The organism is Rhizobium sp. Pop5, assembly GCF_024721175.1.
Classification (GTDB): domain Bacteria; phylum Pseudomonadota; class Alphaproteobacteria; order Rhizobiales; family Rhizobiaceae; genus Rhizobium.
In genome coordinates this window covers 332,951-352,691 of the sequence record NZ_CP099401.1, presented here as the reverse complement: position 1 = coordinate 352,691, position 19,741 = coordinate 332,951, and the positions used below count along the sequence as shown (strand labels likewise).

Genomic DNA, 19,741 nt, shown 5'->3' with positions numbered 1-19,741 from the left:
GAATGCAATGGGCGGCCCGGCGCCCAATCGGAGGAAATCATGAAGTCTATTTGTGTGGCGGCCATCCTGGCCGCCCTGACGGCCAGTGCTGCCTCGGCCGAGACGATCGGCGTCTCGATGCAGAGTTTCGACAACAATTTTCAGACGCTGTTGCGCGAAGGCCTGAGCGCAAGAGCTTCTGAGGTGGGCGGGGTCAATCTCCAGATCGAGGATGCGCAGACCGACGTCTCCAAACAGCTCAACCAGGTGAACAACTTCATCGCAGCCGGCGTCGATGCGATTATCGTGACGCTGGCGGATACGTCTGCTGCACCTGGCATCAGCGAGGCGGCGCAAAAGGCCGGCATTCCGCTCGTCTATCTCAACCTTCAGCCGGACAATATCGACCGGCTTCCCGAGAAACAGGCCTATGTCGGCTCCAAGGAAACCGACTCTGGACGGCTGGGTGCCGAGGCCGCCTGCGCGCTCTTGAAGAAGAATGGAAAAGCAGGCGATGCGCAGGCCTACATCCTCATGGGAGATCTTGCCCACCAGGCCTCGCGCGACCGCACCTCATCGGTCAAGGAAACGCTTGCGGCCGGCGACTGCAAGGGTGTGACCATCGCCGACGAGCAGTCCGCCGCCTGGACGCGGACCAATGCAATGGATCTGACCACAAACTGGATCACATCAGGCCGGCCTATCGACGCGGTCTTTGCCAACAATGACGCGATGGCGATCGGCGCGATCCAGGCGCTCAAGGCCGCGGGGGTGTCGATGGACAGCGTGGTCGTCGTCGGTATCGACGCGACGCAGGATGCCCTGGCCGCCATGGCGACCGGCGATCTTGATGTGACGGTGTTCCAAAATGCCAAGGGGCAGTCCGCCGGTGCGCTGGATGCTGCCGTCGCGCTTGCCCGCGGTCATAGCGTCGACAAGCAGGTCATGGTGCCGTTCGAATTGGTCACGCCCACAAACATGGCCGAATACAAGCACCAGAATTGATTCTGCCTGGCCGGCGTCTCTTCCTCACGAGCGCCGGCCCTTTTTTGGAGAGCACCATGAACGGCATCGTCATCATCGGCGCGGGGGAATGCGGCACGCGCGCCGCATTCGCGCTGCGGGAAGCGGGATATTCCGGGTCCATCAATCTGGTCGGCGCCGAGCCCCATCTGCCATATGAACGGCCCCCGCTGTCGAAGCCCGCGAGCGGTGCGGTTCAGATGAAGCTGATCTGTACCGAAGATATGCTTAAGGCCGCCGGTATCACTTATATCAAAGGGCTGTCGGCCTTGAAGGTCGATACCGATGCCGGCACCGTAAGCCTGAGCGACGGACGAGTGTTGGCTTATGAAAAGCTGCTCTTCGCCACGGGCGCGCGGCCGAGGCGGCTTGCGTGCCCCGGCAGAGAGCGCGCGCTCGACTTTCGCAACCATGCCGATGCCGAGGCGATCTTTGCCAACGCCCATGCCGGCCGCAGCGTGGCCGTCATCGGCGGCGGCCTGATCGGCATGGAACTCGCCTCGGTCCTTCGCGGCAAAGATATCGCCGTCAGTGTCATCGAAGCGGCGCCGAAGCCCCTCGGGCGCGCCGTCCCTTCGCGATTTGCGGAAAAGCTGCATGCCAGGCACGTAGCCGAGAGCGTCGAATTTCACCTGAACCACGGCGTCGCTGAGATCACGGACGATGGCGTCATCCTGACCAACGGCCGCGCGGTTCGAGCCGATCTTGTTGTGAGCGCAATCGGCGTTGCTCCTGATATTGCGCTGGCACAAGAGGCCGGATTGTCGACGGGAAACGGAATCCTGACGGATGCCCATCTTCGAACCAGCAGCCCGAACGTTTTTGCTGCAGGCGACTGCGCTGCCGTGAGCCAGCCCGACGGAGGACACATGCGTTTCGAAACCTGGCGAAATGCAAGAGCCCAGGCCGAGACTGCGGCGTGCAACATGATCGGTGCCGGGGAAGCCTTTGCCATACTCCCCTGGTTCTGGTCCGATCAGTATGATCTCGGCCTTCAGGTGGTCGGGCTGCCGCAGCCGTCACATCAAAGCGTCCCCCGTGCCACCGCCGACGGCGAACTTGAATTCTATCTGGATGGCGGCAGGCTCGTGGCCGCAGCCGGTCTTGGCGTCGGCAACGGCCTCGCCAGGGATATCAAGCTTGCGGAGATGTTGATTGCAGCCGGCGTCAGTCCCGATCCGGTCGCCCTGACCGATCCGAAGCTGAACCTCAAGGCGCTCCTGAAAAGCGCAAGGGCCGCATGACACAGAAACTGCGGATCTTCCAGTCGCTCTGGGCCATGGAGCGAAGACATACGGATGGGTATGAGCGCAGCCTTGACGAAAACGTCGCGATGATCGCGGAGGCTGGCTTCGATGGCATCAGCGCACATTATACGAACCGGGCCGATGTCATCAGGCTGAATGAAACGATCCGGGGCACCGGATTGAAGGTCGAGGGTGTCTGCTTTCCCCGCCGTGTCGAGGATTTGCGTCAGCCGCTCGCTCTTGCCGCAGAATTTCCAGTCAGCCACATCAACCTGCAACCCGATATCCGCCCGCGTCGCATCGAGGACTGCCTGCCGCTCTTGGATGGCTGGATGGAGCTTGCCGATGATGCCGGCATTCCGGTGTTCATCGAGACCCATCGCGACAGGATGACGGCGGATCTGTTCTTCACCCTGGACCTGCTGGATCGGCGGCCCGACCTGCCATTGCTCGCAGACCTGTCGCATTTCCTCGTCGCGTCCGAATTTACCTATCCGGTCGCCGGGGAAAACCATGCCATGATCCATCGTATCCTGCGCAATGCCCGGGCTTTCCATGGCCGTGTCGCTTCGTGCGAGCAGGTGCAAATCGAAATTTCATTTCCTCACCATCGACCGTGGGTCGACCTGTTCCTTGAGTGGTGGGACTACGGCATGCGGCAGTGGCGCAATCGCGCGGCTTCGGATGCCGAACTGGTTTTTACATGCGAACTCGGACCAAAACCCTACGCGATCACCGGACGCGACGGCAACGACAGCACCGATCGATGGGCCGAAGCATTGTTGCTTCGGCAGATGCTTCGCGAACTCTGGGCCAGGATGACCTGACCTCTACCCCGTGGCTGTCGATAAGCCGCGCAGGGATGGTTTTCGCGTCGAAACCATCCCTGTCGGATATAATTTGCCCGGCGAAAACCACGAGGACTCAGATCTGTTCGTCGGACAAAGCGAGATCGCGGCGCAGCCATGATGGAAAGGGGTCGAGGCTGTTTGCCATGCGACGGTTCCATCGGGCAATGATGGTTGCGACAAGAATCTCTCGAAAGCTAAATCGCGAGCAAAGCTCGCTCATGGATGTCGCCAGGCTCTCGCCTGCGTGCTGATTGTTCATGATCAATCGCGGTCAGAATTCTGAACCGCCCTTCTTTCAAGTCTGAAGAGCGCAGCACCGGCTCGCGCGGCGTCGCCGTGCGCGGAGGCTGCGTGCGAAATACATGCCGTCTTCGGATGGTGAAGCTTGAAAGGTCTCGGATGTGATCGAGGGTAGGAAGCTTCGGAAAGCCTAAGCCAAAGAGGCGTTGGACGAAGAAATATCTGTCATTGCACGCCTCCGTTTCTGATTGGTTCCTGCACTACTATTAGCTGATTGGGAAAACGGAGGCAAGGGCACCTCGTTCGCGTCTCAACGGCCGCCACCCGGATCCCCGTCATTGCTGATTTCCAGCACGAACCGATGCGGTCTTTTCATCGGCAATTGACCCCGTCGAGAACATCGTCATAATAATTTTGCACACGTGCTCAATTTTGTCATTCGGTCGTTACGTTCAGTCCATAGAGCGGGACATGTCACGTTTTCGTGGGCTTTCCGAACGGCCGTCAAGCCACAGTGCTGACCCGTCAAGAGGCTTCACACTGTTCTTCCAGGGAGACGAAGAAGATGACCATTCTGCCGACGTTGAAATCCCTCACCATCGCGGCCACCATCCTGGCCTCGACCTCCGCATTCGCATTCGCCAAGGACGTCACCGTCAGCGTCTGGGCCGGCGGCACCGGTCCGAACGACGTCTACCGCCTCGACGCCATCGAGATCGCGGCCCAGCAGTTGCAGCGCCAAGCCGCCCTCAAGGGCGAGGACCTGAAGATCACCGTCGAGAAGAAAGCCTATTCCGGCTGGGACGACTTCAAGCAGGCTCTCACCCTTGCCGCCGAAGCCAAGACCGCCCCGAACATCGTCGTCAGTGGTCATGAAGACATCGCGCCTTGGTCGCAGGCAGGCCTCATCGTTCCGATCGAGGACTACGTCGATCTCGACGCCTGGCCGCTCAACGGCATCTACGAAAACCTGCTGAAAATCGCTTCCTACAACGGCACCGTCTACGGCATTCCGCAGGATGCCGAATCCCGCCCAATGTTCTTCTGGAAGCCTTATATGAAGGCGATCGGCTACAGCGACGCCGATCTCGACGCGCTGCCGCAGAGCGTCCAGGACGGCAAGTACACCATGAAGAACCTGCTCGAAGACGCCAAGAAGATGCAGGACAAGGGCCTCGTCCAGCCCGGCTACGGCTTCTATCCGCGCACCAGCAACGGTCCCGACTACTGGCAGTTCTATACCTCGTTCGGCGGCACGATGGAAGAAAACGGCAAGCTCGTCTTCGACAAGGCCGCCATGACCCGCACCTATCAGTTCTTCGCCGACGCCGTTAAGGCAGGGGTCACCAAGAAGAACCACATCGGCATGCCGGGCGATCAGTGGTGGAAGGAAGTCGCCACCGGCAAGGCCGGCATCTGGGACGGCGGCACCTGGCACTATGCCCGCCTCGTCAACCAGGAAGGCCTCAAGGACTTCTTCGGCAACGTGATCTTCACCCTGATCCCGGCCGGCGAAGGCGGCAAGGCCAACACGCTCACCCACCCGCTCGTCTACCTCCTGACCGCAGGTCACGACAAGGAAGATACCGATATCGCCGCCCAGCTGATCACGATCGCATCCGAGCCGCGCATCAACGCGCTGCACGCGGTCAAGTCGGCCCATCTCGGCATTTCCGAGGCGGAATCGGAAGTCGACTTCTACTCGGCTGACCGCTGGACCCGCGAAGCCACCGAGCGCCTGCTGCCGCATGCCAATGCAATGCCGAACAATTCCGATTTCGGCAAATATTGGAACATCATGTGGAAGAACCTCCAGGCATCCTGGACCGGCGAAAAGGCCGTCGACGCCGCCATCAGCGACGCCGAGAGCGAGCTGAAGAGCACGCTCGGCGACAAGATCGTCATCCGATAAGGTCCACACACTCTTCCGGGCGGCGGCGACCCCGCCGCCCGGTCGATCCCCGCGAGGAGGCTTTCATGAAATCGTCGAGAAAGCTCGGACTGGTGATGATCGCGCCCGCGGCGATCATGATCATCCTCTTCTTCCTATTGCCGGTCGTTCTGACGGCGGTCTTCTCGATGACCAACATGTCGACCGCGACCGGCATATCAGGCGGGGTCTACCAGATCGCCCCCAATTCGCTGATCACGCTGAAATCGGCAATGCCCGACATCGCCGCCGAATTGGCCGAACCGCGCTATGCGATCGACGAGGCGGGCCTCAAGGCCGTCGAAGGCCTCGGACTAGCACCAGGCATCGCTCAGGAATTGCGCGCCAAACACACCGGCGAGGTCTTCCCGACGCGACGCGAGGCCGAGCGCATGATCAAGGATCTTGCCGAACGGCCTTCGACGCGCGACGTCAAGCAGATTTCGGAACAGTTCAACCGCTCTGTCGTCAACACACGCTTCGACAGCAAGGAGCAGCTTTTTTCGTCGCTGGATAGCCTGGGGCTCAAGCTGACGCCGGAGCAAAAGGAAACCGTCGCCAAGGCCACCTATACCGGCTGGACCTGGACGACCGACAATTTCTCACGTCTGGCCACCTCGCCCGATATGGCGCGCGTGCTCCTGAATACGGCGCTCTACGTCGCTTTGGTTCTGACGCTCTTCAATGTCGGCTATGCGCTGCTGCTGGCGATCTGGACGCATTACATGCCGCCGACGCCGGCCTCGATCTTCCGTGGCATCTGGCTGCTGCCGCGCATCACCCCGGTCGTCATCTATGTGATGATGTGGAAATGGCTCGCCTGGGATACCGGCTTCATTTCGGTGCTGATGGGCAAGTTCGGCTACCACCCGAAGAACTATCTCCTCGACACCGCCTATAATGCCTGGTTCTTCGTCGTGCTGATCAACGGCTTCATCGGCGCCTCGATGGGCATGCTGGTCTTCTCCTCGGCGATGAAGGCCATTCCGAAGAGCCAGTTCTATGCGAGCGAAGTCGACGGCGCCTCGCGCTGGCAGCAGATCCGCTACATCATCCTGCCACAGATGCGCTGGCCGATCCTCTTCGTCACCTGCTACCAGACGCTGTCGCTGCTCGCCTCCTTCAACGAAATCCTGCTTGCCACCAATGGCGGGCCTGGTAATTCGACCGAGGTCTGGGCGCTCGCCGCCTATCACACCGCCCTCCGGAACTATGCCGGCAATCTTGAATACGGGCTGGGTGCGGCCATGGCGCTGGTGCTCGTCGTCATCGGCGTGACGCTGTCGCTTCTTTATCTGCGCGTCTTCAACTACGGCACGCTTGTCGCCAAGCCCCTGATCGAGGATTGACCATGGCCGAACAATCGCAGCCATCGGCAAATTACCGGAGCTGGCCCGTCATATCGGCGCTGACGATTGTCAGCCTGCCGCTGCTCCTGATGTATGTCTATCTCTTCCTCGACACGGTGACCGTGAAGCAGGCGGACGCGCTGCTGCCCTCCGGCTTCACGCTCCAGCATTGGCGCTTCCTCTGGCAGACGACAGCGGGTAAGGCCAACATCTGGCAGGTGACGCTGAATACGCTGCTGTTTTCGGCCTGCACCACCAGTCTCGTGCTCATCGTCTCGTCGATGGCGGGTTACGTTCTCTCGCGATTGAACGTGCCGGCGCGCGGCTTCTTCCTTGCCGGCGTCATGGTGCTGCATGCCTTCCCGTCGGTAACGCTGATCATCGCCATCTTCATCGTGCTGCAGATGATCGGCCTCTACAATTCGCTGATCGGCGTCATCCTGGTGAAGGCCGCGATCGACCTGCCGCTCGGCATCTGGCTGATGAAGGGCTTCTACGACACCGTACCGTGGGAAATCGAAATGGCCGGCGTCGTCGATGGCGCCTCGCGTTTCCGTGTTTGGAAGAGCCTCGTGCTGCCGCAGGTCCAGCCCGGCATCATGGCGCTCGGCCTGTTTTCCTTCCTCTCCGGCTGGGGCGAATTCATCCTGCCGCAGGTGCTGGCGCCGGGCAACGAAGTACAGGTGCTTTCGGTCTATCTCGCGGGCTTTCTCGCCGACGACAACAATTATGACTTCTACATGTTCAAGGCGGTCGGCATCTTCTACTTCCTCCCGGTTCTGATCGCTTACGCACTCTTCAACAAATACCTGATGAACATCTACGGCGGCGGGAGCAAAGGCTAATGCGCATCCTCCTCGACAATTTTTCGAAAAGCTTCGGCTCCACCAAAGTCATCGAGAACATGCAGCTCGAAGTCGGCAGCGGCGAGATGCTGGCGCTGCTCGGCCCGTCCGGCTGCGGCAAGTCGACGACGCTCTTTGCGGTCTGCGGCATTCACCGACCGACCGGCGGACGCATTCTCTTCGGCGATCGCGATGTCACCGACCTGCCGAGCCAGGCCCGCAATGTCGGCGTCGTCTTTCAGTCCTATGCGCTCTATCCGCACATGACGGTCGCCGAAAACATCGGCTTTCCCTTGAAGGTGAAGGGCGTCGCCGCGGCCGAGATCCGCAAGGAGGTCGACCGCATCGCGGCCCTCGTCCAGATCGGCAAGCTGATGGACCGCAAGCCAGCCCAGCTCTCCGGCGGCCAGCAGCAACGCGTGGCACTGGCGCGTGCGCTGATCCGCAAGCCCGACGTGCTGCTGCTAGATGAACCCCTCGCCAATCTCGACGCTAAACTCCGCCTCGAAATGCGTTCGGAAATCCGCCGCCTGCAGCGCGAGACCGGCATCACCGCCATCCTCGTCACCCATGACCAGGTGGAGGCGATGAGCATGTGCGACCGCATCGCCATCATGAAGGAAGGGGAGATCGTCCAGATCGCCACGCCGGCAGCGATGTATAACGATCCGAAGACCGCCTTCGTCGCCGGTTTCCTCGGCAATCCGCCGATCACCTTCCTGCGCGGCGTCCTTGACAAGGGTGCCTTTACGATCCCGGAAAGCGAAATCCGCGTACCGCTGCCCGGCAATGTCGGGGCCACCGAGGGCGCCAAGCTGATGCTCGGCGTGCGGCCGGAGCATTTTACGCCGGCGGGCGACGTCACGGTCTCCGGCAAGGTCACCTTTGCGGAAACGCAGGGCCGCGAGAACCTTTACGACGTGGCTCTTGCCGGCGGGCCACTGCTGCGCTCGATCCAGCCGGTGCGCAACGACATCCATGTCGGCGACGATGTTCGCTGGGCGATCGACAGCCGCGGCGTGCTCGTCTTCGACGAAAACGGCAGGAGGCTCTGATGACCCGCGATTTCTCCGCCTTCTTCGAACGTTACGGCTGGCCAAGGACCAAGGGCCGGTTGCCTTTCTGCATCGGCCATCGCGGCGCCAGCGGCCATGAGCGCGAAAATACGATAGCAGCCTTCCGGCGCGCCGCCGAACTCGGCGCTGAGATGTGGGAGCTCGACACGCAATTGACCAAAGACGGCGTGGTCGTCGTTTCGCATGACGACCATCTGGAACGCGTCTTCGGCATCGACCGGCGCATTTCCGAAATGACGGCGGCCGAACTCGCCGCGCTTGACGGCGTCGATGTGCCGAGTTTTTCCGAAGTGGCCGCTCTCGGCCGCGAGACCGGAACCGGCCTCTACGTCGAGCTCAAGGCGCCTGGGACCGGCCCGCTTTGCTGGCGCCACCTTGCCGAGGTGAACCAGCGCTTCGCCTGCCTCGGTTCCTTCGACACTGCGCAGGTGCGCGAACTCAGGGACGCCGGCTGCGATTTCCCGCTCTCGGTTCTGATCCGTGTCGGCCACGATCCTCATCTCCGCGGTGACGAGGCCGGCGCCGATATCCTGCATCTCTGCTGGGAGAGGGCAGGGGAACGCCCGCAAGATCTGGTGACCGAGGCGCTGATGGCTCGCGCCTTCGAGGCGGGCCGCGAGATCGTGCTCTGGCACGAAGAGCGGCGGCCTATTCTCCATGACATCATGAAGCTTCCGGTTCTCGGCATCTGCACGGATCTGCCCGATCTGATGCGATCGCCGGCAGAGAGGGAAAAAGCCGTTGCCAGACAAGGATAGGGGACCGCGCAAGGTAACGTCCTTCGACGTGGCGCGGGTCGCCGGGGTCTCGCGTGCCGCCGTGTCGCGCGCTTTCACACCGGATGCCAGCGTCTCCCCCAAGACCCGCGAGAAAGTCTATCAGGCTGCCAAGGAACTCGGCTACCGGGTGAACTATCTTGCTCGAAGCCTCACGAACAAACGCTCCGATCTCGTCGGCCTCGTCGCGGCCGGCCTCGATAATCCGTTCCGCACGTTGCAGATCGAGCATCTTGCAAAGGTGCTGCTCGCCCGCAACTTCCGGCCCATCCTGCTGCCGACCTCACAGGAGGCGGATACTTCGACTGTTATCGGCCAATTGCTGCATTACGCGGTCTCGGGCGTCATCGTCACCTCGGACGCTCCGCCGACCGAGATCTGCGAACAGTGCGCGGCCGAAGGCGTGCCGATCGTACTGATCAACAAGGGCAACGACATTCCCTTCGTCGACCGCATCATCTCCGATGACCGCATGGCCGGGCATCTGGCGGCAAGCCACCTGATCGACAGCGGCGTGAAAAAGCCCGCCGTGATGGCGGCCTCCGCGATATCCTATACGGCGCGCCGCCGCAGCGAGGCCTTCGTCGCACGCTGTAAGCAGCTCGGCGTCGAAGCGGAGTTTCTGCAGGTCAGGATCAATGATTACCGGAGCGGCTATGATGCGGCGGGCGAGCTTGCCGCCTCCGGCATCGATGGGCTGTTCTGCGCCAACGACTACATGGCCTGCGGCGTGATCGACCGCCTCATGCACGGTCGCGGCCGCGATGATGCGCCGCCGCTTGCGATCATCGGCCACGACGATATTCCGCAGGCAAGCTGGACCGCCTACGAACTTACGACCATCCGTCAACCCTGCGATCTCCAGGCCGAACAGACGGTCGATCTGCTGATGAGCCGGATCGCAGAACCGGATTTGACGGCGCGAGTCGAATTCACGCCGGTGACACTGATAAAAAGAAGGACTGCCTGATGAAACCCGCATTCGACGCCGCCGCCATCCGCGCACGGGCGGAGGTGGCGATCACCATCGCTCTAGAGGTCGGACGGGAAGCCGCCCGGTTCCGGCGCGACTCCAATCCCGGCACACTGGCCGTCGAGAACAAAGGATTGCAGGATTTCGTCACCGTCGCCGACAGAAGGGCCGAGCAGGCTATCCGCGACGGGCTGCTGTCACGCTTTCCGGATGATACCTTCATGGGAGAGGAGAGCGGCGGGCAATCGGGCGGGACCGGCACCTGGGTTGTCGATCCGATCGATGGCACGACCAATTATATCAGGGGCTTCCGCCACTGGGGCGTCTCTATCGCCTTTGTTGCGAACGGCAAGGTCGAGATCGGCGTGGTCTACGACGGCGCCGAGGATAAGGTCTTCCACGCCGTCAGCGGCGGCGGCGCCTTCAAGGACGGCAGGCCCGTCCATGCGGCAGCGACATCAGATCCGGCCAATGCGCTCGTCATTCTCGGTCATTCCCGCAAGACAAGCTTTGACGATCATCTCGCACTCTCCAGGCGGCTCCACGAATGCGGCATGGATTATCGCCGCATGGGCGCTGCGGCCATCGATCTCGTCCGCGTCGCCGAAGGTACTGCCGATCTCTACTACGAACGCCATCTCAACGCGTGGGACATGCTCGCCGGCGCGCTGATCGCCAAGGAGGCCGGAGCAATGGTGGCAATGCCGCCGGTTGAAAGACTGCTTGCGGATGGCGGACCAGTCATTGCCCATTCGCCCGGCCTTGCCGACGAATTCGCCTTCATCCTCGATCTCGAAGGACTGGCGCCCGTTACCCGTTAATGCGCCGACGCCATGCGCGTTCGGTCGCCGGGGCCTCGTCGGTGGTGATCTGGTCCGGCTTGAGCGCCATCAGCGCCGAAAAGTTCAGCCATTCCTCCTCGCTGAACCCGGCCTCCGGATCCTTCAGGGTGAAGGTCCAGGCATCGACGCGTTTGCCGTGTTCCTGGCAAAGCGCGATCATATCGAGCCCTTCTTTGGCGGCATCCAGAACCAAGCGCCAGTGCAGATAGATCGTGTCCGGTTCGGTCGGACCGCCGAGGTCGGCACGCAATTCCGCCTCCACTGCCTTCCAGCCGCTGGCCTTCCAGATATCGTAGAGCTTGTCGGTGGGATCGATGCCGCGCAGCAGCTGCGGCAGCTTCTCCTTGACGGCAACGATGAGATCGAGGCTGCCGCCGCTGACAATCACCGATGCGGCGATATCCCGGAAATGCGCGGCAAGATGCTCGATGCCTTTGGAACCGATCGCTTCATAGTCGTCCTTCATGTCGAATTGCAGCAGTGCGTCCGGATGCGTCGATTGCATCATGGCGGCGAGATCTTCGCTGAGGATAAGCGGCCGGTCGCCCTCCTTCATCCTGATATCACGGAGGTCACCAATGCTCCTTTTGGCGATCGGTCCGTGGCCCGTCGTTTCACCTTCGAGCTCCCTGTCGTGCAGCACGACGAAGCCGCCATCGGCGCGCACGCGCAGATCAAGCTCCATTGAAGCGCCAGCTGCAAAACCCTCCGCCATCACCTCGGCTGAGAACAGCGGATCGGCAAACCGTTTGCGCAGCCGGTGCCATTTCAGCCGGGTGCGATGCCCCTCATGCGAAATCTCAAGGCCTTGAACATTCGCTACGTCAGTCATCTGCATCAGCCTCCGCGATGCCACTCTCCTGCCTTGACTGCCGCCGATTCTCAAGGGCCGAAAAATGCTTTCATCTGGATGCCGGACAGTTTTCGCCAGGCCGGCCGAACGTCAGCGGCCATAAGCCGCGGCGATCGCCTCGGAGGCGGTTGATATATCCGCGGAATGGCCGGCTTGCCTGAGGGCCGAGCCATAAGCCACCACATTCGGCAGCACCATCTGGAACGCGGCGCGCGGGCCGGTGTGGTTGAACCGTATCAGACGGGCTGGAACAGTTCCCACGCCTTCCGTCAAATCGACGCCCACGCGCGCGGCGGCTGCGACCAGCGAAGCGGGCGTGAGCGTTTCGGGTACAGGCACCGCCGTCACCAGGTTCGAGGCTTTTTCTGGCGGCACCCAAGCCCCGGCACCGAGTGCTGCAAGCCCCGCCTGTGTCGCCGATGCCGCCAGCGCGTGACGGGCGATAACGTTTTCCAGCCCTTCGGCCTCGATGCGGTCGAGCGCGCTTTCCAGCGCGAAGAATTCCAGCGGCGCCGGCGTTCCGGGCAGACCACGCCGGCCGCCGTCGAGCCACACCTTCAGATCGGCCAGCGACAGGATTGATTCGCGCGGCGCGCCGTCCCTCAGGATCAGCTCCCAGGCGCGGCGGCTGACGGAGAGTGCGGATATCCCAGCCGGACCGCCGAGCGCCTTCTGCGGGCCGATCACTGCGATGTCGATGCCGAGAGCATCGACGGAGAGTGGATGGCCGCCGACCGAGGCGACCGCATCGACGACGGTGACGATGCCGCGGGCACGTGCGAGCGCCAGGATCTCCGGCAAAGGATTGAGAATACCGCTCGCCGATTCCGCATGAACCAGCGCGAGCACATCGATGTGAGGAGCCGCGTTTAGTGCTTTGGCTACGGCTTCGATCTCAATCGGCAGGCCTGGTTCAGCAACCATTTCCCTGACCATCGCACCGCCTCGCCGCAACCATTGCCCGAACCAGCCGCCATAGGGGCTGGTGACGATATTGAGTGCCGAAAGGCCGGGGCGGGCAAGGCTGGCGGCCACGGCTTCCAGCGCGACGACGGCCTCGGCCTGGACGAACACGATGTCGTTCCGGCTGAGCAATATCCTGCCGATCCTGTCGGCAAGGGAGGCATAGCGCTCCGCGGGATAGGAGGGGACACCGTGCAGGGGATTCCAACCGGGATCGGGCATGACGACTGCTCCTTCAGGACGGTTCGGTCACGAGACGGGGGACGGCGGCAACAAGCGCACGGGCGGCATCGGATTGCGGCATGGCAACGACAGATGCAGCCGGACCGGTCTCCACGACCCGCCCGCCATCCATGACGGCAATGCGGTGGGAGACGGCGCGGACCACGGCAAGATCGTGCGAAATGAAGAGGCAGGCGATACCCGTTTCCCTCTGCAGGCAGACCAGAAGCTCGAGAACCCTGCCGCGCACGGTGACGTCGAGCGCCGAAACCGCTTCGTCGAGCACCAGCAGCGAGGGCCGCGTCGCAAGCGCCCGGGCAATCGCCACGCGCTGGCGCTGGCCGCCGGAAAGCGACCGGACAGGACGGCCTGCATAATCGGCGGGCAGACCGACGCGTTCGAGAAGCATCGCGATCTCGCTGGAACGCCCGCCGCTTGGGACGACGTCATGGATGCGCAGCGGATCGTCGAGCACAGCGCCCACGGTTGCCAGCGGATTGAAGGCGGCAAGCGGGTCCTGGAACACCATCTGCATGCGTGCCCGTTTGCGGCGAAGCGCGGCACCTTTAAGGGCAAGCCAGTCCTCTCCCTCGAAACGGATCGCACCAGTATCGGCGGCGAGAAGCCGAAGCAGGACGCGCGACAGCGTCGATTTTCCGCTGCCGGAGGCGCCGACGAGACCGAGGGTTTCCCCGGCTGCGATCGTCAGCGAAACATTGTCGAGGGCGGCAATCCGGCGGCCGGAGGAGGAAAAAGCTTTCGACACGTTCTCAACGGAAAGCAGCACATCGCTCATGAGGCCGCCTCCGCAATCAGTGGCGGCGTCGCAAGGTCGCGATGGCTAGCGATGAGCGCGGCGGTATAGTCGTTTTCCGGGGCCGACAGCACCGAACGAACTGGACCGGCCTCGACGAGCTTCGCATCGCGAAAGACGGCGATGCGGTCGACGAAGCCGGAAGCGAGCGCGATGTCATGGGTGATGAAGAGCAGCGTCATGCCGTCCTCACGCACCAGCCCGTCGAGCAGACGGACGATCTCGGCCTGGACCACGACGTCGAGCGCGCTCGTCGCCTCGTCGGCGATCAGCAGGGCAGGCCTGGCAGCGATTGCGGCCGCGATCGCCACGCGCTGACGCTGGCCACCCGAAAGCTGGTGCGGAAAGGCCCGCATCACCTTCTCAGGTTGGGGAATCCGCACCCGCCCGAGCAATTCCTCGGCTCTGGCATAGGCCTGTTTCCAGCCGAGACCGAGATGACGCATGGCGCCCTCGGCGATCTGCTCGCCGATCGTCAGCACGGGATTGAGACTGGAGCCCGGGTCCTGGAAGACGAAGCCGAAATCTCGGCCGGGGCGGGGCGGATGACCAAGCCCGGGCCAGAGCATCTCGCCGCCGACCTTTGCCTCCTGCGGCAGCAGGCCCGCGAGCGCCCGGGCGAACGTGCTCTTGCCGGAGCCGCTTTCGCCGATGATCGCCAGCCTTTCGCCGGTGAGGATATCGAGGTTGATGCAGTCGAGGGCGCCAGCGCCGCGCCCGTAGGTGACCGAAAGCTGCTTCAGGCTGCAGAAAATGCCGCTCATGCCGCCCTCACACCATTCTCGGCCAGCGCCTTGCCGAGGCCCTCGCTGAAAAGATGGACGCCGAGCACGGTCACGGCGAGTGCGCAGCCCGGGATGACGGAGAGATAGGATGCCGAACGCAGCACGCTGCGGCCCTCGGCGATCATCGAACCCCAGGTGGCGATATTGGGATTGCCGAGGCCAAGGAAGGAAAGTGCGGCTTCGGTGAGGACCGCGCCGGCGACGATGGTGGCGGAAAGCGCCAGCACCGGCGGCAGCGCGTTCGGCAGAATCTCCCGGAAGGCGATCTCGATCGGATGCATGCCGATCACTCTGGCCGACGCGACATAATCCTGCTCGCGGATTGAAAGCACCTGCGCCCGCGTCAGCCGGGCCGGATCGGCCCAGGCGCCGAGCGCAATGGCGAAGACGACGACAGGTGTCGAAACGCCGATAGTGCTGACGAAGGCAAGGGCGAGAAGGAAGCCCGGCACGATCTGGAAAGCGTCGACGACGCGCATCAAGGCCTCGTCGACGAACCCGCCGGCAAAGCCGGCCGCCATGCCGACGCAGACACCGAGAACCATGGCCGAAAAGGCTGCCGCAAGGCCGACGGCAAACGAAGTGCGCGCCCCGTAGAGCAGGCCGGCCAACACGTCGCGGCCAAGGCGATCGGTACCAAGCGGAAAGCCCGGATCCGTCAACGGCGCCAGCAACGCCCGGCCGGCGATTCTTAACGGATCACCCGGCGAAATGACGGGGGCAAGCAGCCCGGCCGACAGCAGGACGACAAGGATCGCAAGCCCGACCGCACCTTCCCACGTACTGAGGAGGCGCCGGAACCGGCTCATGCGTCGCCCTCCGAAGCGCCGATGCGCGGGTCGAGCGCGGCATAGACGAGATCGACGAGGAAATTGACCGAGATGACGAGGATGGCGCTGGTGACGACAATCCCCATCAAGAGCGGCGCATCACGGCCGTTGACTGCCTCCTGCGCCAGCCGCCCGAAGCCGGGAATGGCAAAGACGCTTTCGATCACCACGCTGCCGCCGAGCATGGCGGCCGATTGCAGCCCGAGCATGGTGACGAGCGGCAGCAGCGCGTTGCGCGCCACGTGACGCAGCACGATCCGGCTGCGCGACAGACCTTTGGCGCGGGCAAAGAGGACGAAATCGAGCTTCCAGGCCTCGGCCATGCCGCTGCGCATCACCCGCAGGAACAGAGCGAGATAGATCATGGCAAGCGCGCCGACCGGCAGAATCAGATGCTCTGCTATGTCGAGCGCGCGCGCAAATCCCGTCTTGCCGGACGCGATCGTTTCAATGCCGGCGATCGGAAACCAGCGCAGCTTCACGGAAAAGGCGATGCTGAGCACCAGGCCGAGCCAGAAGCTCGGAATGGCGTAGACGATCAACGAGCCGATCGACAGTATCCGATCCCGCAAACTACCCGGCCGCGCGCCTGCGAGAATGCCGAGCGCCGAGCCGAGGCTGAAGGAAAGCGCCGTGGCGCTGCCCATCAGCAGTAGTGTATTGGGCAGGCGCTCGGCAATCAGTTCGCCGACAGGCCTGTTGAAGGCGACCGACCAGCCGAGATCGAGCCGCGCCAGCGAGGAAAGATAGAGCCAGAGGCGCGCGAGCATGGACTGGTCCAGGCCGTAGCTCTCGCGCAGCGACTGGACCAGGGCCGCATCGCCGCCGCCGATCGAGCCGAGATAGGCGTCGACGGCATCGCCCGAGGCGGATTCGAGCAGGAAGAAGGTGAAGATCACCACGATCAACAGCACCGGAATGCTGCTGATCGCCCTGCGCCTCAGGAGGATGATGGCTCGTTTCACGCCGGAGAGCGCCTTTGGAACAGAATTGCCGCCGATCCTATCACGATTGCAGCGCAGTATCGCCCCAGTTCGAGACGGCCCAGCGCGGATTGTTCGAGACATTGAGCACGCTGTCGCGCGCGACGGTGATGAAGCCCCATTCCGCGACGTTGATCAGCGGCAGATCGGCGACAACAAGCTCCTGGAACTTGCGGTAGAGATCGGTGCGCGCCGCCGTATCGACGGTTTCCGACGCCTGTTTGATGATCTTGTCGAGCTCCGGATTGGCATAGCCGCCCTGGTTGGAGAAGGGCACGCCGGCAGGTGTACCGGACTGGACGAGAATGGTGGTGGAGATCGCCGGATCACCGCGGAAGACCGGCGGTCCGACGGCGAGATCGAAGTCGTGATCGGTATAAACAGCCTTCAGATGCGCGGCCGCATCGGCATTGACGATTTCTGCATCAATGCCGATGGCAGCCAGCGCCTGGCGGAGGTAATCGCCGAACTGACGGGTCTCGTTGAAATAGGGCGCGGGGCGGAGCTTCACCGTGAAGCGGTTGCCGTCCGCGCCCTTGATGTATCCGGCCTTGTCGAGAATATCATTGGCGGCAGCGGGGTTGAAATCATAGGTCGCGACATCGGAGGTGTAGAACTCCGGTGCATTTTTCGGCACCGGCCCGGTCGAGGCGGCGGCATAACCGAGGAAGATCGTGTCGACCACGAATTTCTTGTCGATGGCATGTGCGATCGCCTGGCGGACCCTGAGATCAGCCAGCTCCTTGCGGCGATGGTTGATCTCGACGACGAGCTGGTAGGTCAGGGCCTCGTAGCCTTTGGAGATCACTTTGATGCCGTCGACCTTCGAGATGCGGTCAAGATCGGCAAGCGGCACCGCAGAAAAGGCGGCCAGCTGGATTTCGTTCGCTTCGAGGGCTGCGCCGGCCGCCGCACGATCGGGCAGCACCCGGAAGACAATCTCGTCGAGTTTCGGCTGGTCCTTGTCCCAGTAGTTCTCGTTGCGCGTCAGCCGGTAGTATTCGCCGGGCTTGTATTCGGCAAACTTGAACGGGCCGGTACCAACAAGCGCGTTGTTAGCAGGATTGGTGGCAATATCGGCGCCGTCGAAAATATGTTTGGCGACGACGCTTGTCACGACAGGCAGCGCGTTGCGGATGAGCTGGAACGGGGTCGGCTTGGAGAAGCGGAAGACGGCGGTATAATCGTCAGGCGTATCGACGGCTTCGAGATTGGCGAAGACCAGACGGCCGAGATTCTGCAGAGGCTTCCAGACGTTGAGCGCGGAGAAGGCGACGTCGACAGAGGTGAACGGCTTGCCGTCATGCCAGGTCACACCATCGCGCAGCTTGAAGGTGACCGTGAGGCCGTCGGGCGAGCCCTCCCAGGAGGTGGCGAGACGAGGCGCAAGCCCGTCCTTGCCGTCGAACGACGCTTCGGCAAGCGGCTCGATCACCTTGCTTGCGACGAAGAAGACGCCGTTCGAGGCGACGATGGCGGGATTGAGGTTCTTCGGCTCGGAATCGGCCGCGACGACCAGCCGGCCGCCGCTTAGCGCGGCTTGCGCAAGGGCTTGCCGGGCGAGCGCCGTCGACGCGAGCAGCAGGGCGGTGCCCTTGAGCAGCGTACGCCGCGAGATTTCTGGAATGGTCATGCGCCCTCCTGATCGATCAAATTCCGTGTGCCCATATTCAGAGCGAAATACCGATTATTATAGAGATTAAATTCGAATGATCGGGCTCCGCGAGACATTTTTTGTCACCCAGCCATTATTCGCTCAGCCGCTGGCGGCGATGCGTGCGGGCTCGGCGAAGAGATTGCGATAACCGGCGCCCGGATGCGGCGCGGCAAGCCTGGGTCCCGCGCCCCCGAGCTTTTCACGCAACGTGCCCTTGGCATATTCTTTCTTGTAGACGCCGCGCTTTTGCAGTTCCGGCACCAGCAGATCGACGGCATCCTCGAAACTTTCCGGCGTCACGGCATAGGCGAGGTTGAAGCCGTCGACATCGGTGTCCTCGATCCATTCCTGCATCAGATCGGCGACCGTCTGCGGCGAGCCGACAAAGACAGGACCGAAACCGCCGACGCCGACCCAGTCAGCCATTTCGCGCACCGTCCATTCCTTGGTCGGATCAATCGTCGTGAAGGTCTCGACAGCCGATTGCACGGCATTGGTATGGCGGTGCCGCAGTACCTCATCCGGGCCGAACTGGCCGAAATCGATGCCGGTCCAGCCGGAGATCAGCGTCAGCGCGCCTTCGAAGGAGGCATATTTCCTGTATTCGTTAAACTTGCGCTGCGCCTCCGCATCCGTCTCGCCGAGGACCACGGTCTGCAGGTTGAAGGCGAGGATTTCGCGCGGATTGCGGCCGACACGTTCAGCCACCTCGCGGACATTGGCGACATAACGCTTCAGCACGGGTTTCGACGGGGAAGCGACGAAGATGCATTCGGCATGGGCGCCGGCAAAGTCCTTGCCGCGGCTGGAGGCGCCAGCCTGGTAGAGCACCGGTGTGCGCTGGGGGGAGGGTTCGCTCAAATGAATGCCGGGCACGTTGAAATGTTTGCCGGCATGGCGGATCGGGTGAACCTTGTCGGGATGGGTAAAGATGCCGGTCTTGCGGTCGCGCACGACCGCGCCGTCCTCCCAGCTGCCCTCCCAGAGCTTGTAGCAGACCTCGAGATATTCCTCGGCAAGATCGTAGCGATCGTCATGTTTCGTCTGCGCCGGCTGGCCGATATTGAGCGCGCCGCTGTTGAGATAGGAGGTGACAATATTCCAGCCGACGCGGCCCTTGGTCAGGTGGTCGAGCGTCGAGATGCGGCGGGCGAAGGTGTAGGGATGCTCGAAGGAGAGCGATGCCGTCAGGCCGAAGCCGAGATGCTCGGTCGCGTAGGCCATGGTCGGGATGAGCTGCAGCGGATCGTTGACCGGTACCTGCGCCGAATGGCGAAGGGCCGCATCGACATTGCCGTTCAGCACATCGTAGACGCCAAGCACGTCGGCGATGAACAGCCCGTCGAACTTGCCGCGCTCCAGCGTCTTCGCGAGATGCACCCAATAATCGAGATCCTTGTAGGTCCAGGATTTGTCTCGCGGATGGCGCCAGAGCCCCGGCGACTGGTGTCCGACGCAATTCATATCGAAGGCGTTCAGCCTGATTTCGCGGGTCATGTCTTT

Annotated in this window: 19 protein-coding genes; 10 read left to right on the top strand and 9 right to left on the bottom strand. The window is 62.6% G+C overall.

What is annotated here, in order from left to right:
• Positions 1-39: 39 nt before the first annotated feature.
• From NE852_RS27400 to NE852_RS27390, 3 genes are read left to right on the top strand one after another with little or no spacing between them, the layout of a single operon-like run.
• The gene (locus tag NE852_RS27400) at positions 40-984 is read left to right on the top strand and encodes a substrate-binding domain-containing protein (protein ID WP_258156872.1); all 945 of its coding nucleotides are present in this window, start codon (positions 40-42) and stop codon (positions 982-984) included.
• Between the two features lie 56 nt (positions 985-1,040).
• Positions 1,041-2,246, top strand: coding sequence for an NAD(P)/FAD-dependent oxidoreductase (locus tag NE852_RS27395; RefSeq protein WP_037172489.1), 1,206 nt, complete (start codon positions 1,041-1,043; stop codon positions 2,244-2,246).
• The gene (locus NE852_RS27390; protein ID WP_008529873.1) at positions 2,243-3,076 is read left to right on the top strand and encodes a sugar phosphate isomerase/epimerase; all 834 of its coding nucleotides are present in this window, start codon (positions 2,243-2,245) and stop codon (positions 3,074-3,076) included. The genes NE852_RS27395 and NE852_RS27390 overlap by 4 nt, the downstream gene beginning before the upstream one ends.
• 97 nt (positions 3,077-3,173) lie before the next feature.
• Here NE852_RS27390 and NE852_RS27385 read toward each other — a convergent pair whose 3' ends face one another.
• Positions 3,174-3,320 carry a hypothetical protein gene (locus NE852_RS27385; protein ID WP_258156871.1) on the bottom strand — a complete coding sequence of 49 codons (147 nt, stop codon included), beginning with the start codon at positions 3,318-3,320 and terminating at the stop codon, positions 3,174-3,176.
• A gap of 585 nt (positions 3,321-3,905) precedes the next feature.
• Here NE852_RS27385 and NE852_RS27380 point away from each other — a divergent pair.
• The 7 genes from NE852_RS27380 (at position 3,906) to NE852_RS27350 (ending at position 11,110) form a co-directional block, all read left to right on the top strand.
• Entirely contained in the window at positions 3,906-5,252 is a 1,347-nt protein-coding gene (locus NE852_RS27380) for an extracellular solute-binding protein (RefSeq protein WP_008529871.1), read from the top strand.
• 65 nt (positions 5,253-5,317) lie between these two features.
• Positions 5,318-6,619 carry a carbohydrate ABC transporter permease gene (locus NE852_RS27375; RefSeq protein ID WP_008529870.1) on the top strand — a complete coding sequence of 434 codons (1,302 nt, stop codon included), beginning with the start codon at positions 5,318-5,320 and terminating at the stop codon, positions 6,617-6,619.
• A 2-nt stretch (positions 6,620-6,621) separates the two neighbouring features.
• Entirely contained in the window at positions 6,622-7,464 is an 843-nt protein-coding gene (locus NE852_RS27370) for a carbohydrate ABC transporter permease (protein ID WP_008529869.1), read from the top strand.
• Complete coding sequence (locus tag NE852_RS27365; protein ID WP_008529868.1) at positions 7,464-8,519, top strand: ABC transporter ATP-binding protein; 1,056 nt, start codon at positions 7,464-7,466, stop codon at positions 8,517-8,519. The genes NE852_RS27370 and NE852_RS27365 overlap by 1 nt, the downstream gene beginning before the upstream one ends.
• Positions 8,519-9,298, top strand: coding sequence for a glycerophosphodiester phosphodiesterase (locus tag NE852_RS27360; protein ID WP_008529867.1), 780 nt, complete (start codon positions 8,519-8,521; stop codon positions 9,296-9,298). The genes NE852_RS27365 and NE852_RS27360 overlap by 1 nt, the downstream gene beginning before the upstream one ends.
• The gene (locus NE852_RS27355) at positions 9,282-10,286 is read left to right on the top strand and encodes a LacI family DNA-binding transcriptional regulator (protein WP_258156870.1); all 1,005 of its coding nucleotides are present in this window, start codon (positions 9,282-9,284) and stop codon (positions 10,284-10,286) included. The genes NE852_RS27360 and NE852_RS27355 overlap by 17 nt, the downstream gene beginning before the upstream one ends.
• Complete coding sequence (locus NE852_RS27350; RefSeq protein WP_008529863.1) at positions 10,286-11,110, top strand: inositol monophosphatase family protein; 825 nt, start codon at positions 10,286-10,288, stop codon at positions 11,108-11,110. The genes NE852_RS27355 and NE852_RS27350 overlap by 1 nt, the downstream gene beginning before the upstream one ends.
• Here NE852_RS27350 and NE852_RS27345 read toward each other — a convergent pair.
• The 8 genes from NE852_RS27345 to NE852_RS27310 form a co-directional block, all read right to left on the bottom strand.
• Positions 11,100-11,969, bottom strand: coding sequence for a glycerophosphodiester phosphodiesterase family protein (locus tag NE852_RS27345; RefSeq protein ID WP_008529862.1), 870 nt, complete (start codon positions 11,967-11,969; stop codon positions 11,100-11,102). The genes NE852_RS27350 and NE852_RS27345 overlap by 11 nt on opposite strands.
• 105 nt (positions 11,970-12,074) lie before the next feature.
• Positions 12,075-13,169 (bottom strand): alanine--glyoxylate aminotransferase family protein, encoded by a 1,095-nt coding sequence (locus tag NE852_RS27340; RefSeq protein WP_258156869.1) that lies wholly within the window; start codon positions 13,167-13,169, stop codon positions 12,075-12,077.
• Positions 13,170-13,182: 13 nt separating this feature from the next.
• Entirely contained in the window at positions 13,183-13,965 is a 783-nt protein-coding gene (locus NE852_RS27335; protein ID WP_008529855.1) for an ABC transporter ATP-binding protein, read from the bottom strand.
• Complete coding sequence (locus NE852_RS27330) at positions 13,962-14,747, bottom strand: ABC transporter ATP-binding protein (RefSeq protein ID WP_008529852.1); 786 nt, start codon at positions 14,745-14,747, stop codon at positions 13,962-13,964. The genes NE852_RS27335 and NE852_RS27330 overlap by 4 nt, the downstream gene beginning before the upstream one ends.
• Positions 14,744-15,577, bottom strand: a complete 834-nt coding sequence (locus NE852_RS27325) for an ABC transporter permease (protein WP_008529851.1) — start codon at positions 15,575-15,577, stop codon at positions 14,744-14,746. Before NE852_RS27325 ends, NE852_RS27330 begins: the two co-directional genes overlap by 4 nt.
• Complete coding sequence (locus NE852_RS27320; RefSeq protein ID WP_008529850.1) at positions 15,574-16,563, bottom strand: ABC transporter permease; 990 nt, start codon at positions 16,561-16,563, stop codon at positions 15,574-15,576. Before NE852_RS27320 ends, NE852_RS27325 begins: the two co-directional genes overlap by 4 nt.
• A gap of 40 nt (positions 16,564-16,603) precedes the next feature.
• Entirely contained in the window at positions 16,604-18,214 is a 1,611-nt protein-coding gene (locus NE852_RS27315; RefSeq protein WP_258156868.1) for an ABC transporter substrate-binding protein, read from the bottom strand.
• 123 nt (positions 18,215-18,337) lie between these two features.
• A complete protein-coding gene (locus NE852_RS27310; RefSeq protein ID WP_008529844.1) occupies positions 18,338-19,735 on the bottom strand; it encodes an LLM class flavin-dependent oxidoreductase in 1,398 nt (465 codons plus the stop codon).
• Between the last annotated feature and the right edge of the window lie 6 nt (positions 19,736-19,741).

Coding starts and splice junctions, on each gene's coding strand:
- NE852_RS27400 (WP_258156872.1), top strand. CDS start 40: ATGAAGTCTATTTGTGTGGCGGCCATCCTGGCCGCCCTGACGGCCAGT.
- NE852_RS27395 (WP_037172489.1), top strand. CDS start 1,041: ATGAACGGCATCGTCATCATCGGCGCGGGGGAATGCGGCACGCGCGCC.
- NE852_RS27390 (WP_008529873.1), top strand. CDS start 2,243: ATGACACAGAAACTGCGGATCTTCCAGTCGCTCTGGGCCATGGAGCGA.
- NE852_RS27385 (WP_258156871.1), bottom strand. CDS start 3,320: ATGAGCGAGCTTTGCTCGCGATTTAGCTTTCGAGAGATTCTTGTCGCA.
- NE852_RS27380 (WP_008529871.1), top strand. CDS start 3,906: ATGACCATTCTGCCGACGTTGAAATCCCTCACCATCGCGGCCACCATC.
- NE852_RS27375 (WP_008529870.1), top strand. CDS start 5,318: ATGAAATCGTCGAGAAAGCTCGGACTGGTGATGATCGCGCCCGCGGCG.
- NE852_RS27370 (WP_008529869.1), top strand. CDS start 6,622: ATGGCCGAACAATCGCAGCCATCGGCAAATTACCGGAGCTGGCCCGTC.
- NE852_RS27365 (WP_008529868.1), top strand. CDS start 7,464: ATGCGCATCCTCCTCGACAATTTTTCGAAAAGCTTCGGCTCCACCAAA.
- NE852_RS27360 (WP_008529867.1), top strand. CDS start 8,519: ATGACCCGCGATTTCTCCGCCTTCTTCGAACGTTACGGCTGGCCAAGG.
- NE852_RS27350 (WP_008529863.1), top strand. CDS start 10,286: ATGAAACCCGCATTCGACGCCGCCGCCATCCGCGCACGGGCGGAGGTG.
- NE852_RS27345 (WP_008529862.1), bottom strand. CDS start 11,969: ATGCAGATGACTGACGTAGCGAATGTTCAAGGCCTTGAGATTTCGCAT.
- NE852_RS27340 (WP_258156869.1), bottom strand. CDS start 13,169: ATGCCCGATCCCGGTTGGAATCCCCTGCACGGTGTCCCCTCCTATCCC.
- NE852_RS27335 (WP_008529855.1), bottom strand. CDS start 13,965: ATGAGCGATGTGCTGCTTTCCGTTGAGAACGTGTCGAAAGCTTTTTCC.
- NE852_RS27330 (WP_008529852.1), bottom strand. CDS start 14,747: ATGAGCGGCATTTTCTGCAGCCTGAAGCAGCTTTCGGTCACCTACGGG.
- NE852_RS27325 (WP_008529851.1), bottom strand. CDS start 15,577: ATGAGCCGGTTCCGGCGCCTCCTCAGTACGTGGGAAGGTGCGGTCGGG.
- NE852_RS27315 (WP_258156868.1), bottom strand. CDS start 18,214: ATGACCATTCCAGAAATCTCGCGGCGTACGCTGCTCAAGGGCACCGCC.
- NE852_RS27310 (WP_008529844.1), bottom strand. CDS start 19,735: ATGACCCGCGAAATCAGGCTGAACGCCTTCGATATGAATTGCGTCGGA.